The 13,322-nt window shown below is 59.3% G+C and carries 10 protein-coding genes and 1 pseudogene; 3 read left to right on the top strand and 8 right to left on the bottom strand.

Annotated elements, in window-relative coordinates:
- Window positions 1–133: 133 nt before the first annotated feature.
- Window positions 134–607, bottom strand: a complete 474-nt coding sequence (locus ACPYOJ_RS02530) for a VOC family protein (protein WP_481414851.1) — start codon at window positions 605–607, stop codon at window positions 134–136.
- 428 nt (window positions 608–1,035) lie between these two features.
- On the opposite strand from ACPYOJ_RS02530, the gene ACPYOJ_RS02525 reads away from it, so the two are divergent.
- Entirely contained in the window at window positions 1,036–2,361 is a 1,326-nt protein-coding gene (locus ACPYOJ_RS02525; protein WP_481414850.1) for a solute carrier family 23 protein, read from the top strand.
- A 54-nt stretch (window positions 2,362–2,415) separates the two neighbouring features.
- On the opposite strand, the gene ACPYOJ_RS02520 is transcribed toward ACPYOJ_RS02525, so the two are convergent.
- From ACPYOJ_RS02520 to ACPYOJ_RS02505, 4 genes are all read right to left on the bottom strand, one after another.
- Entirely contained in the window at window positions 2,416–4,419 is a 2,004-nt protein-coding gene (locus tag ACPYOJ_RS02520) for an ABC transporter ATP-binding protein/permease (RefSeq protein ID WP_481414849.1), read from the bottom strand.
- 152 nt (window positions 4,420–4,571) lie between these two features.
- Complete coding sequence (locus ACPYOJ_RS02515; protein ID WP_481414848.1) at window positions 4,572–4,841, bottom strand: cyclase; 270 nt, start codon at window positions 4,839–4,841, stop codon at window positions 4,572–4,574.
- 1,032 nt (window positions 4,842–5,873) lie between these two features.
- The gene (locus ACPYOJ_RS02510; RefSeq protein ID WP_481414847.1) at window positions 5,874–6,227 is read right to left on the bottom strand and encodes a hypothetical protein; all 354 of its coding nucleotides are present in this window, start codon (window positions 6,225–6,227) and stop codon (window positions 5,874–5,876) included.
- 289 nt (window positions 6,228–6,516) lie between these two features.
- Window positions 6,517–8,358 (bottom strand): tetratricopeptide repeat protein, encoded by a 1,842-nt coding sequence (locus ACPYOJ_RS02505; RefSeq protein WP_481414846.1) that lies wholly within the window; start codon window positions 8,356–8,358, stop codon window positions 6,517–6,519.
- 185 nt (window positions 8,359–8,543) lie between these two features.
- On the opposite strand from ACPYOJ_RS02505, the gene ACPYOJ_RS02500 reads away from it, so the two are divergent.
- Window positions 8,544–9,038 carry a YHS domain-containing (seleno)protein gene (locus tag ACPYOJ_RS02500; RefSeq protein ID WP_481414845.1) on the top strand — a complete coding sequence of 165 codons (495 nt, stop codon included), beginning with the start codon at window positions 8,544–8,546 and terminating at the stop codon, window positions 9,036–9,038.
- 544 nt (window positions 9,039–9,582) lie between these two features.
- Here ACPYOJ_RS02500 and ACPYOJ_RS02495 read toward each other — a convergent pair.
- Window positions 9,583–10,428 (bottom strand): annotated as a pseudogene (locus tag ACPYOJ_RS02495) (septal ring lytic transglycosylase RlpA family protein); the annotation flags it as partial.
- A 520-nt stretch (window positions 10,429–10,948) separates the two neighbouring features.
- Between ACPYOJ_RS02495 and ACPYOJ_RS02490 the strand changes: the two are divergent.
- The gene (locus tag ACPYOJ_RS02490) at window positions 10,949–11,140 is read left to right on the top strand and encodes a DUF6494 family protein (RefSeq protein WP_481414844.1); all 192 of its coding nucleotides are present in this window, start codon (window positions 10,949–10,951) and stop codon (window positions 11,138–11,140) included.
- 265 nt (window positions 11,141–11,405) lie between these two features.
- Here ACPYOJ_RS02490 and ACPYOJ_RS02485 read toward each other — a convergent pair whose 3' ends face one another.
- Both ACPYOJ_RS02485 and arsK read right to left on the bottom strand, forming a co-directional pair.
- The gene (locus ACPYOJ_RS02485; protein WP_481414993.1) at window positions 11,406–12,176 is read right to left on the bottom strand and encodes an SDR family NAD(P)-dependent oxidoreductase; all 771 of its coding nucleotides are present in this window, start codon (window positions 12,174–12,176) and stop codon (window positions 11,406–11,408) included.
- A 171-nt stretch (window positions 12,177–12,347) separates the two neighbouring features.
- Window positions 12,348–13,322: arsenite efflux MFS transporter ArsK (gene arsK / locus ACPYOJ_RS02480; RefSeq protein WP_481414843.1), on the bottom strand; the 975-nt coding region annotated here is incomplete at its 5' end.

Below are 13,322 nucleotides of genomic sequence, written 5' to 3'. Positions count from 1 at the left end.
CCTGCGCCAAGACATGTATCGCCATGGCTCAGTTATGCCACAGTTTCCGTGAGCAGCACGGATGACGGCGGCGGCGCTCCGCCGATGTCGCGTCAGCCGGTCGCGGACGCTACGGCGTAGAGTTGATGATAGCTCAGCCACGCCGAGCGGCTTCGATCACCGCAACGTCGATCTTCCTCATGGTCATCATTGCATCAAACGCTCGCTTTGCCTGATCACCGCCTATCGCAAGCGCGTCGGTGAGTACGCGCGGTGTGATCTGCCAGGACACACCCCACTTGTCCTTGCACCAGCCGCAGTCACTTTCCTGCCCGCCGTTGCCGACAACGGCGTTCCAGTAGCGGTCGGTTTCTTCCTGATCGCCAGTCGCGATCTGAAATGAAAAGGCTTCGTTGTGTTTAAACGCGGGACCGCCGTTCAAGCCAATGCAAGGAATACCCGCGACGGTGAATTCAACAACCAACACGTCTCCCTGCTTACCGTCTGGATAGTTTCCAGGTGCACGAATGACGGCACCCACGGCGCTGTCCGGGAAGGTTTCGGCGTAGAACCGGGCGGCAGCCTCGGCGTCTTTGTCGTACCATAGGCAGATCGTGTTCTTGGCCATTGCGCGGGTCCTTTCGCTCTTCACTTCCCATTTCCTCCCTGAAATAAGACGCAAACCGTCTTTCTCCAGCCCATGTCAGCCATTTCACCCCGGCGATTGCCAAGCGCCGCTAAATGCTTCGGGCCAAACGGCGAAGCCGGATATGTCAAATGCGCCGGAAGCGATCGTTTCAGGTAGACAGGAATTATCCGAAAAACTTAAATCTCTTGCTGGCATCATTCGGCAGTCGAGTGTTGTGGGAAACCGTTTCGACCCCATGACAGCAGCAGTCGATATCAGTATCGGAGAACGGGACGAGCCGGTACAACGAATCGAACCTAGCGACGGTCGAGTATCGGACGACAGATAATTCTATTTCACGCCTTTGACGCACTACGAGAGCATTCCTCAAAGTCGCTGGGCGGGCATCGAACGGAACGGGGCGAGCGATGGGCGAGACAGGCGGCTATTTTCCACGTTGGCAGCTGAAGACGGAAGGGCGCATCCTGCCCGACGAGCGGCTGCCTGCAGCACAGACAATGGTGCTCGGGCTCCAGCATGTCGTGGCCATGTTCGGCTCCACCGTGCTCGCCCCGATCATCATGGGGTTCGATCCCAACGTCTCGATCTTCTTTTCCGGCCTTTCGACGTTGATTTTCTTCGTCGCCGTCGGCGGGCGCGTGCCGAGCTATCTCGGCTCCTCCTTCGCTTTCATCGGCCCCGTTCTTGCCGCGACGGGGGCTGCAGCCGGGGCACCCAACCCGAACATCGCACTGGCGCTCGGCGGGATCATCGCCGCGGGTGCCCTTTATGCGCTGATCGGCGTCATCGTCACGCTCGCTGGCCATCGCTGGATCGAACGGTTGATGCCGCCCGTCCTCACCGGCGCAATCGTCGCCGCAATCGGGCTCGTGCTCGCGCCGATTGCCATAGCCAGCGCGTCGGGAACGAACCCGGCGAACCCGGACGGCGACCAGGTCTCGCGCTGGGTCGCCATTCTGACGTTCGCCGCCGTCGGCGCAGTCGCGGTCTATGCCCCCGGCATGGCGCGCCGCCTGCCGATCCTTATCGGCGGCGCGCTCGCCTATCTCACCTATCTCGTGCTCGCGAATGGGCTTGGCCTCGGCGCGCCGATCAACTTTGCCGGCGTCGAGGCGGCTCCCTGGTTCGGCTGGCCTCACTTCACTGCGCCGGTCTTTTCCGCTTCCGCGATGACGCTGATCGCCCCCGTCGTCGTCATCCTCGTTGCGGAAAACCTCGGGCACATCAAGGCGATCAGCGCGATGACGGGGCGCAATCTCGACCCCTATCTCGGCCGCGCCTTCATCGGCGACGGCATCGCGACCATGTTCTCGGGCGCCTTCGGCGGCACGGGCATGACGACCTATGCGGAAAACATGGGGGTGATGGCGGTGACCCGCATCTTCTCCACGCTCGTCTTCCTGGTTGCGGCCGCGATCGCGATCCTTCTCGGCTTCTCGCCGAAATTCGGCGCACTCATCCAGACGATCCCGGGACCTGTTATCGGCGGGCTTTCGATCGTGGTCTTCGGCCTCATCGCGGCGACCGCAGGCCGCATCTGGGTCGAAAACAAGGTCGATTTCGGCGAACCGCGGAACCTCATCACGGTCGGCGTCGCGCTCGTGCTGGGTGCCGGCAACTTCAAGCTCGCCGTCGCGGGCTTCACGCTTGACGGAATTGGCACCGCGACAATCGGAGCGATTGTCCTCTACCACGCGCTGGGGTGGGCGAGCTTGCCCAATCATCGGGACTAGAGCACCCAGCACCCCAGGCACTTGCGACACAGGCGTTGAGGGCGGCCGTCTTGTCTATCGACCGCCAGTGGTCCGTCGCTTACTCGAATCCACGCTGCCTTTCGGTAGAGAGCGCCGATTCTCCAAAAGGCGCAAAAGCGAGTTCCGTTTTCTCTTGCGCTGGACAAGATCGATATCACTGACAAGCTTTGCGCCGCCCTCGCGCCGCTCCAATGTGATCTTGCGGCTATGAAAGGCTTCCAGCTCAGCTCGATGCGCTACACTTATGATGGTGACATCAGGCAGTTCCTGGATCACCATCTCCATCATCTTGTCCTGGCTCTTTTCATCGAGTGCTGACGTTGCTTCGTCCAACACGACGATATCGGGATTGTGCAGCAGCAGACGCGCAAACGCGAGCCGCTGCTTTTCGCCACCCGACAACGTCTGATCCCAAGGCGCATCTTCCTCGATCTTGTCGTTCAGATAACCGAGTCCCACCTTGTCGAGAGCCGCCTTTATCTTTTCCAGCGCCCAGCTATCAGCGGCGCCGGGATAGGCGACTGCACGGCGAAGCGTCCCGGAAGGGATATAAGGCCGTTGCGGTAGCATGAACAGTCGCCTGTCGGCGTGGAAATTGACGCTGCCGTCACCCCACGGCCAAAGACCTGCGATGGCCCGCACCAGCGTGCTCTTGCCTGAACCGGATTCTCCGGCCACGAGCACCCGCTCGCCTGGTTCGACCACGACCTGGGTTTCCTTGACCACGGCGGTGCCGTCGTCAAGCGACACGGAGAGATCGTTCAGGCTGAGCATCGCATCGCCTTCCGTTTCACCGCGCGTGATGCGTCCCAATGCGTTGCTCTGTTCCGCGCGCTCGAGCCCGTCGAGCGACATCATCAGCGAAGCAATGCGCCGTGCACAGGCGTTCCAATCGGCGAGACGGGGATAGTTGTCGACCAGCCATCCGAATGCGCTCTGAACGATGGCGAAGGCAGAGGCAGCCTGCATGACCTGTCCAAGGGACATGCTGCCCTCGAGAAACTTCGGAGCGCAAAGCAGGATTGGCACAACGGGTGCAATCAGCATCGACCCCTGCGACACGAGCGTCGTGCGCATGTGCTGGTGCGCAAGCAGCGCCCATTGCCTGAGCACATTGGTAAACGTCTTGTCGAGGTCGCTGCGCTCCTCCTCTTCGCCGCCGAGCAACGCGATGCTCTCGCCGTTTTCCCGCACATGCGTCAGCGTGTAGCGAAATTCGGCTTCCACCTGGTTTTTGACCTCGGAGACCTGGACGAAATGGCGGCCGATGACCGCGATCACGCTGGATGTAATGACGGCGTAGAGAACGGCAGTGACAACGAGAAATCCCGGAATAGCGACCGTCGAACCGGCGACTGTCAGGCTCAAGGCGCCGCCGATTGTCCACAGCACCACGATGAAGGTCGTGGCCGACAGAAATGCCGAGATGACACCGGCGATGAAATCGACGGGAGACTCGGTGGCAATACGCAAATCCTCCGAAATGCGCGCCTCGGGGTTCTTATGGTCGCCGCCGATGAGGTTCAACTGATAGTAACGGCCGTTTGCGAGCCAGCGCGCGATGAGCGCGGTCGTGAGCCAGGAACGCCAGCGGCGCTGGATCATCATGCGAACATAGACTTGTACGGTGACAAGGGCGACGCTTCCGAGCACGAGCGGCAGGAACACGGCGCTCAGGAAATAGACGGTGCTGGCATCGTGTCGCTCGATGGCGTCAAAAATTCCGCGGTTCCAGACATTGATTCCATACTGGAAGCCGACATTGATGCCGATCAGGGCCAATAGCCCGATTGAGCAGGGCCATGCGAAGCTGTCGCAGCCGCGGCCCCAGTAACCGCGCGCGCTGATCCAGAAACGCCTCAGCAAATATCGCTTGCGCGCCTGCTCGGCCTCCTCAGGCGTCAGCTCCGGATCGGGTTCGACGATATTTGGCGGCGGCGCGACCTCGACAGTCGATGCTTTCTCTTGGCGCGACGTCCCGGCACCGTTCGGTTCGGGACCGTCGACCGATTTCGGATTGAATTTAGCGTCGGACATAAGCGCGACAACGGCTTAAAAATCAAAAGGTTTCATGATGCCGGTGTCGAACATGGCATCGGGAGGGCGCTTGTCGAGAAAATAAGGCAGTCGCCACTCGGCGCCAGCCAAGCTTCCGCTCCGCTCTTGCAAACATTGTTCCGGGCTGTTTCTTAGGCTTTGTTGGCAAGCCACACCGTTGGCGCGCCCAGCACCCCTCCCGTGCGCATCGCCGCCCTTAGCTCTTCGAGCTTGCCAAAGGCTTGAGCTGCTTCAACCGTGGCAAACTCATGCGTGACGGTAACGTCGTTGGGATTGTCGGCGGCTTGATAGACCGCCTCCGCCATAACGCCGTTTGCCTTCTGTACGGGCCGAAACGCGTCATAGACCTTGCGCCAGGTCGCATAGTCCGAAACCTCGTGCCTTACGAACAGTGTCGTCATCTCACACTCCCGCTCTTGCATTTACACGTTGGGACATCAGGCTCACCACCGTATCACCGAAAGAACTTTCCCGCGTGAGGAATTATCTGGCATGCGACGGGTGGCTGTTTTCAGTTCATGCAATTCCCTTCCGGAATGCGCCAGAAGCGGCCATTGCGGTCATGCGAGCGGAGGCTACTATCGATCGAAAATTGGAGGCTTGCTTGAACCAATCCGAGTTTGACTGGGACCGTTTAACTTGAGTTGCGACCCTAGATATCTTGTGACGATGGTTGTAACGGAAAGGCCGAGTCCATTGTGGACATCTGTCGTCAATTCGCTAGCAGCAGTTCCATCGGATGCTAGAAATGCTACTAAAGCTTGTAAGAAACCCGGAGGAAATCGAGGGTGAGCGCCGCAAGCGATCAGCTAGCAATTCTCAAGTACCTACATCGGCGCCTAGCGAGCGGAGACACTCGGTACTGCACTATCCCGACGATCAAGAAGAACACGAGGCTTGAAAGCTCTAACCAATACTTGCTGGCTCTGACGGATGACTTAGAGGCCACAGGGCTGGTTATCACGCGTCAGGCATACCAGATGTCCGGCGGTAGACTATTCCAGATTACCGCCGCAGGTTTCGATGCCGTGGAAAAGCGAGATATCCCTGTCAGGGTGGACAGTGCAGCCTGGACAGGCCGCTTTGACCTGTCGGAGCACCAGAAGTCTGAGCTTCTGGCGAATTCTCAGAGAGATGCGAGCACTCATTGAAACGGCCAAGCTATCAAACGCTCGTACAGCAAATGCCATAGCTCTGATAGAGTCTGCGGAAAAGCTGGTCGAGACCCCAGATCCCCTCTGGCCTGAGATCATGCGCCTTTTACGCTCTCCTACGCTTGCCGGGGTGACAGGAATCGCAAGCCTATTGATAATCTTCGTGCAGATAGTCATGGCCGCGGCTGGTTCATAACTGCGCCCCTGTAGCAACATGACGAATGACCGCTTCGGGCCGAAAACAGACATGGCACCACGTCCGCATTGCGCCAGAAGCGGTCATGACCCGACCGCAGAATAATCTACCGTCACGCGCCAATAGACAACTCCCGCAATCAAGGCTGCGAGGATTGCTGTGATGTAGTTGTAGTCCACGTTACCTTCACGATTGAAAAGGTTGACGTTGAACCCGCTCGCTACAAAATGGCCAATAGCGATTCCGACCAACCCAAAATACAACCACGTCCGTAGAGTGGTGAACTCTGAGGCAACGATCGCCAGTGCGGCAAGCGGGAGTGCCTTGAGTCCCAGCACCGGCGCTGCAGCTAAAATCAGCAAAAGCGTCGCTCCCACGTTGGGCCAGACACCCGCTAGAAGCTGGTTGACGATCATGCAGATAGTCGTGGCCGTCAAGGCGGCGGCTCCATAACCAATTCCAATCCAGAAGCAGCGTATCAAGACTCGCAAGACCGCTCCCCATGGTTGCTGTTCAAAGAAATTCTCATCTCGCGTCTGAACGAAACATGCGCTGGATTGATAAAGATGGTGTTGAAACGATATGCAACATTCTATTGTCCGGTTTGGGCCGGGAGCGGTCATCCGACGATGTCGCCTTCGCGCCAGAAGCGGCCATTGACAGCGAGGCTTGAGGCTCGATCACACGCCCAGACCAAACATTGTATACTCGCGTCTGATCGGAGCCCTATTCCAGCCCGGCCTTATGCAGGCCCTCCGCAATCAATGCACGATCTGGTTCTGACTGGAAGTTCGTGATGAACTGGTCAACTCGGAAGAACGGCCAAGTCCGCAGAACATCGCCGGCGGCCTGAGCCGCTTCTTGCCTGCGTCCTAGCTGGCCGTATGAGGCGGCAAGGCCAGCTCGAATGATAATGTCTTGCGGCGCGGCGTGAGCGCCTTGTGCGAACGTCGTGACAGCGTCTTCATAGCGATGCTGGAGGTAAAAGGCCCAGCCGAAACCGGGAGACGTGAAGCTCAGAACCGGGTCCAGGGCCTTTGCGATTTCGAAATCGGCGATCGCATCGGCCGACCGACCCAACGACGCGACCAGCCCACCACGGTAGACATATCCCTCGGCATCGCTTGGATTGAGTTCGATTGCCCAACCCAACTCGCTGACTGCGAGGTCGAACTGCCGGCGATAGGAGTAGACGTCGCCCAGCAGGCGGTGCGCCTCGGCGCTGTCTTTGTCGAGTTCGATGGACCTCCGAGCCAACCGCTCCGCCTGCACAAATGCGTCATCTATAAATTCCGTCCAGCCGGAAAAGGCGGCTGCCTTATATGTCTTGCCGAGCGCAGCGTAGGCAGATGCATAGGTCGGATCGAGTTGGATCGCCTTCTCGTATAGCTCGCGCGCATCGTTGTTTGCGGAGCGCGTATTCCTTGCGTAGAGGTCCCGCCCACGCAGGACGAGATCGTAAGCGTCAAGATTGGCGGTCGGCTTCTTGAGAGCGCGCCGCCTCTCAAGATCCTCTATTCTGATGGCCAGTTTGCCGACGACGCCAAGTGTGAGCTGGTTCCTTGCATCGAAAAGGTCCTTGATGTCCCCGCCCTCACTGTAAGAATCCAGATGTCGGCCATCATGAGTGTCGGTGAGTTCCGCCGTGACGAGAAACTTTTCTCCGCTCCTGCGCACGCTGCCGGTGAGAATGTAGCACACACCCAGATCGCGGCTGATCTCTTCGGGCCGCACGGGCTTTCCTTTATAGGGCATCGCGGCAGCGTGGGCTGTTACAGCAAGATCGCTAAATCGGCCGAGCGCTGCGGTGACGTCTTCGGTTGTTCCGTCGCTAAAATATTCCTGCGCCGGATCACCGCTCAAATTTGCGAACGGCAGCACGGCGATTGAGGCCCGGCCGCATTGCGGCGGTCGGCTTGGCCAGCCTGAATAAGAAGCAATCAAGGCGATCGATGCCAGGGCCGCGAGAAGTCCCGTTCCCGCCAGCAGCAGAGGCCGGCGAGCGGTGGTTTTCGCGGTTGGTGCTCGATTAGGGCCGGGCACTCCGGCTCGTGTCCGAAATGCCCGCACGGGCTCGGCGATGTTCTTAACACTCTGATCGCCAAGGTCATCCCAGGCAAGGGTAAGCTTGTTCTTCACCTGTTCGTGGACGCCGGCTGAAATGCAGATACCCCCAGGCTCTGCAAGGCCCTGTAGCCGCGCGGCGACATTGACGCCATCGCCGATCAGGTTGTCGCCCTCGACGATCACATCGCCAAGGTTTATCCCGATCCGGAACCGCATTCTACGGTCTTCGACAAGTCCGGCTCCCAGGGCCGCGATCGCTTTCTGAATCTCTCCGGCGGCCCGCACGGCCTCGACCGGACTGGGGAACTCCGCAACCACACTGTCGCCAGCGCCGCCGAAGACGCGGCCCTCGTGTTCGCCGATGGTCCGAGCGATCAATTCAAGGCACGACTGAAGGACCCGAAAGGTTCCCTCTTCGTCGGCCCGCATCAAGCGGGAATAGCCTGCACAATCCGCGCTGAGGATCGTGGTGAGCTTGCGTCTCGGTCCATGCTCTTCCACATGCCGCCTCCCGGCGGACTGGCTTATTCCGGCGCGCCGCCAGCACCGCCCAGTTTTGACTCGTCAAGAATAGGACGAATTGATACAATTTGGGACTAGATTGCGAATGGCCACGGCGAGCGCCGAGCGCGGCCCGAATGACCTACCTAGCGAGCGCCGCAGGCCTCTTTTCGGAGGACCGGCGAATGCGCGTGACACTTGCACGATCACTCGGATGGACGCTTTGCATCGTCGTTCTGCACTTGGCAACGGCAGGAGCCATCAATGCCGAGAATACGAAGCCGATTGCCGCTGCTGGCGTGAATCATATCGCAATCAAGGGCTATGACACAGTCGCCTACTTCACCGAGGGCAAAGCGACTAAAGGCAGCAGTTCATTTGAATATATGTGGAATGACGCCAGGTGGCGGTTTGCCAGCGTCGCCCATCGCGACATGTTTATCGCTGATCCCGATCACTATGCGCCACAATTCGGGGGCTTCTGCGCTGGCGCAATCATCAGTCACGTTCTAGTACCAGCGAACCCCGAATCCTGGGTCATCGTCGATGGCAAACTTTACATGGTTGCCGGTTCGCACGATGATCTCGCCGCGTGGCAGGCCGACGCAGCTGAACATGTCAAGCAAGGCGGTAAGCAATGGGCGCTCGTGCAGCCGCGCCCGGCAGGAACTCAGGAATGACAGCGGTTCGACCCTAACGAGTAGGCTGTAACTCAGCGGAATTTGGTCCTGCTGGGTGGATCAGATGAACGACCGCATTCTATTTTCGATTCGGGAATTGCAACCAAACCGTACTGCGCTCGACATCGTTTGTCCCGCGGTCGCGTCGTCTGAGTTCCCTCGATGTGTCTGCCCTCTCCGTACGCCGAGAAGGTCACGATCCGACCGATTGCTGCCGCTCGACGGCAGAGCCGGGCATGTCCCGTGATGGACCTTTGTGGACTCCAGGTAGGGCTGATTGTTGTCGCCAGCGGTAGCCGAGTTGGCGAGAGCAGCGTCGCCTTATGGAGACCACCCCGGTCAGATGCTTATTGCGATCGCCCCCCGGCAGAAAGAGAACTTGAAACTCACACATGTCGCGTACACCGTCATGATCATCCTCGCCCGAGCAATATTTGACAGCCGGCGTCAACAGGTTGCGGACCTCACCGCCAGGCATGAAGCCAATGTCCTGATCCAGTGATGCGATCGCGACGTTTCGTGATAGCGAGGGAGTATGTTCAGGCGGCCGTTCCAAGGTGACGTTGCCGGTCTCGGACAGCATCACAAATTGCTCGAATGTCTGGAAAGTAGCCGCGGCTTTGGCCGCTGTCTGGTAGGAGGCGCTCGGCGTGTGCTCGGCAAGGTTCGTCTGCGTCGACCTGAGGGACTGACTGCCACTTGGCAAATAATCGCCCATCGACCGTTTCGAGGCCATTATCACACCGGTTGCGATCCGAGGCTCCGGATTGACGGCCGGAAAGCGATCATCCTTCTTGACGTAGGAGGCGATGAGATCGGGCATATCGTCGCCGCCCAATCGGGCGCGGCCCACATACTGCACCCTGACAGAGGCCGTGCCACTGTGCTTCAGGTCCAGCATGTCCGCCGCCTTGCTGGAAACGTCGATGATGCGACCTTTATGATAGGGACCGCGATCGTTGATGCGCACGATGAGCGAAGATCCGTTTTCAAGATTAGTCACCCGCACATAGCTGGGCAAGGGAAGGGTCGGATGCGCGGCGGAAAGGTGATCCGCGTCGTAAACTTCGCCGTTCGCGGTCCGCCTCCCCTGAAACGCCGAGCCGTACCAGGACGCGACGCCCTTCCTGTCGTAGTCCGGGTCTTCCTTCGGATAGTAACGCTTGCCTTTCACCACATAGGGCCCGCCAAGCATATACCGGCTACCGGGGATTTTCTTTCCGTAAGCGACCCGCGGTCTCGCCCTCACGCCGTATAGCTTTTCGGAAATATATCCGTTGCTGCGCGTGTTCGGCGCTTGCGTGGTCGTACAGGTAGCGCAGCAGGCGCAGGCCATCGTGATCGCCAACCATCGCACGCCTTTGACAGCCGTATTTACATCAACAAGCATCTGTCCAACGCTGGCGACAGCCTTCCGTGCGTCCGCGCCAGCCTCGACACAAACGCTCATGTCGGCTACGTGCTCGCAGTCTGCTGTGCGTTGGGTCGAGAGACAGACGGAATCGCGGCTGAGGCACTCGTCGATGCATTGCTGCATTCTGAGGTTGTGCCATTAAATCGCTCCATCCGGTGATATATGATTGTAAAATCGGGCTTGATGCTAAAAGTTCCCCTGGGACACGCGAATTTGCTTCGCCTTCTACTGGCGGCCGGCCGCTGCAACGCCACCCACGGACGCAGCCTGCGGCAGTGGCAAGACTGCAACTTCACCTCTACGCACTGAGTGGTTGCTGTTCCAATTTGTCGTGGCGCCGGGTCGCAAAGGCGCGTCTCGACCCAAAGCGGCGCTAACGCCGATCTAGGTGGCCGAAATTTTTCACGTCAGATTCTGTGGCACGGCGCGTCACTGCCTGCTTCCTTGACGACTTGCCTTCTATTACAATCCCTTTCGCACATAGAGGAGTTCCGCCATGAGCGAAGACGCCTTCAACATGTCGATCCGCAAGTTCCTGAAGGAAGTCGGCGTCACGTCGCAGCGCAAGATCGAGGAGACGGTGCGCAAGGGGCAGGTCGGCGGCAAGAAGTTGAAGGTCCGCATAACGCTAACGGCGGAAGGCACCGGGCTCAACCACGTGGTGGACGGCGAGATCGAACTTCCGTAGGCCGGGCGAAGCGATCGAGCGAAACGTCCGGCTGCCCCAAGTTCATCGTCCACCCCCGCGCGTAATCGAAGCATGGCCGCCCTGGGCCGCAAAGCGGTCATCAAGCGATGTCTTCTTAGCGCGCCAGAAGCGGGCATAGGCATTGTTCTCCGGGTCATGCTGGCCGAGATCTTGGATCGCCTTTGCCGATGACGTATGGCGATCCTATCCGGGGAAATCGTCGTTCTCGTCTGCATCAGACTTGCGCTGCAGGAGCGCCTCGGCCTCAGGCGACGGACCATCCACCGTCCACCAGCAGGTTCGCGCCGGTGATCAGACTCGCAGCCGGTGATGCAAGGAAGACGACGGCACCCACCACATCATCGGTTTCACCGATCCGGCCGAGTGGAATGTGAGCGAGCGTCGCTTTGCGATTGTCGGCATCGGACAGAAAAGGCGTTGTACCATCCGTGTGGATGAACGTCGGCGATACGGTATTTACGGTGACGTTATAGCGTGCCCATTCGGCTGCGAGGCAGCGCGTGAGGTGATTAATTGCCGCCTTGCTCATGCAATAGATTGCCTCGCCGCGTAGTGCCACGGTACCGGCCTGTGAGCTGATGTTGATGATCCGGCCGCTATTGCGCTTGATCATTTGACGGCCCACTGCCTGCGTCATCAGAAAAGTGCCCTTGATGTTGACATCGAGTATTTCGTCTAGGTCCTTCTCTTCGACGAGTTCCGCGAGATTGCCCGGAGCCACGCCGACGTTGTTGACGAGGACGTCGATCCGACCGAACGTCGTAAGCGCCGCGTCGACGGCTTGTGCGATGTGGGCCTTATTGGGAATGTCCAGTTCAACAGGGAGAACTTTTCGTCCCGCGCCCTCGAGTTCGGCAACCAGGCCCGCCGACGCTGCGACATCGCGGACCCCCAAAACAATATCCGAGCCCGCTGCGGCACAGGCAAGTGCGCAAGCTCGACCGATGCCACGGCTCGCTCCCGTCACTAAAGTCACCTTGTCCTCAAGGCTGAAGTCCGGCGCATTCTTCTGCATCATGATGCCTCCCCTCGATGAAGCTCATTTATGGCAGCGTCGACGTGCGGATACCAGATGTTCTGCGCATGCTGAGGAGCGTCCCTTTGATCAATGGACGATTTCCCAGCGTCTCTAGAGTCAGATTGATAGAGCAGTTCGAGCGTCAGGTCTGCTTTGGGCCAAAAGCGGTCATCGCAGAAACCCGATGGACGACAAAGCGACAATCGAAAGCCCGCCGAATGCAACCGTGATACCGAGCGACAGCGAGATACCCAATTTCTCCATCGCGAAGGCCAGCACGAACGGCGCCAAGGCAGACAGGGTTAGCCGCGCCGCCATCATCTTGCCTTGCAGTTTGCCGTAACCGTCGCTGCCGAAGAGATGCAGTGGCAAGGTGCCGGAGACGATACTGAGCAGGCCATTGCCCATGCCGAAAATCACGGCGAAGACCATAGCCCCCGGCACGGATGGAGCGGAAAGCAGCAAAACCAGCACGCCGACCGGAAGAAGCGTTGCCGCTGTTACTGCAAGGCCGAGCGGCGGTAGGTTCTTGCCGAAGACCATGTTGGTCAACCGGCTGCCGGCCTGCGACGGGCCGAACAGCGTGCCAACGAGCGCTGCAGTTGCGCCGAGCCCGAGGCCCGAAAGCAACGGTACGAGATGCACTAGCATGGCCGAACTGACCAGCGACATAAGCGAAAAGCCCGTTACCATCACGGCAAAGCCGAGCCTGCGGCGCTCTGGTGCCAAGATTCCCTTCACTGGCGGAGCCGCGGTCGAGGCGGCGGCCCGCTCAGTGGTCGCGCTGCGCGACAGCCATGCATGGATCGGCAGGCAGATAGCCAGATTGAGGGCGGCGTAAACCAGATAGACGTTTTGCCAATTGAGATGCGAATGCAGCGCCGTGGTGATCGGCCAGAAAATCGTCGATGCAAAACCGCCGATGAGCGTCAGATAGGTGATGCTGCGGGAAGCGACCTGCGGACGCAACTGCACCAGAAGCGCGAACGCCGCGCTATACTGGACGAGGTTGGAAGCGACTTCGACGGCAATGAGAGCCACAACATAAGCTGCCCTGGTCGGCGCCAAGGCGCAGGCGATGAGAGCGAGGGCCGCGACAAGCGAGCCGATCGCCATCACGCGGCCGGCTCCGATCTTGTCGAA

It is taken from the genome of Rhizobium sp. SVR5-9E, from assembly GCF_056755095.1.
This window is presented reverse-complemented; position numbering and strand designations above follow the sequence as displayed.

Bases quoted from the DNA above. Each gene is read 5' to 3' on its own strand.
- ACPYOJ_RS02520 (WP_481414849.1), bottom strand. From the start codon at position 4,419: ATGTCCGACGCTAAATTCAATCCGAAATCGGTCGACGGTCCCGAACCG.
- ACPYOJ_RS02500 (WP_481414845.1), top strand. From the start codon at position 8,544: ATGCGCGTGACACTTGCACGATCACTCGGATGGACGCTTTGCATCGTC.
- ACPYOJ_RS02530 (WP_481414851.1), bottom strand. From the start codon at position 607: ATGGCCAAGAACACGATCTGCCTATGGTACGACAAAGACGCCGAGGCT.
- ACPYOJ_RS02525 (WP_481414850.1), top strand. From the start codon at position 1,036: ATGGGCGAGACAGGCGGCTATTTTCCACGTTGGCAGCTGAAGACGGAA.
- ACPYOJ_RS02485 (WP_481414993.1), bottom strand. From the start codon at position 12,176: ATGCAGAAGAATGCGCCGGACTTCAGCCTTGAGGACAAGGTGACTTTA.
- ACPYOJ_RS02515 (WP_481414848.1), bottom strand. From the start codon at position 4,841: ATGACGACACTGTTCGTAAGGCACGAGGTTTCGGACTATGCGACCTGG.
- ACPYOJ_RS02490 (WP_481414844.1), top strand. From the start codon at position 10,949: ATGAGCGAAGACGCCTTCAACATGTCGATCCGCAAGTTCCTGAAGGAA.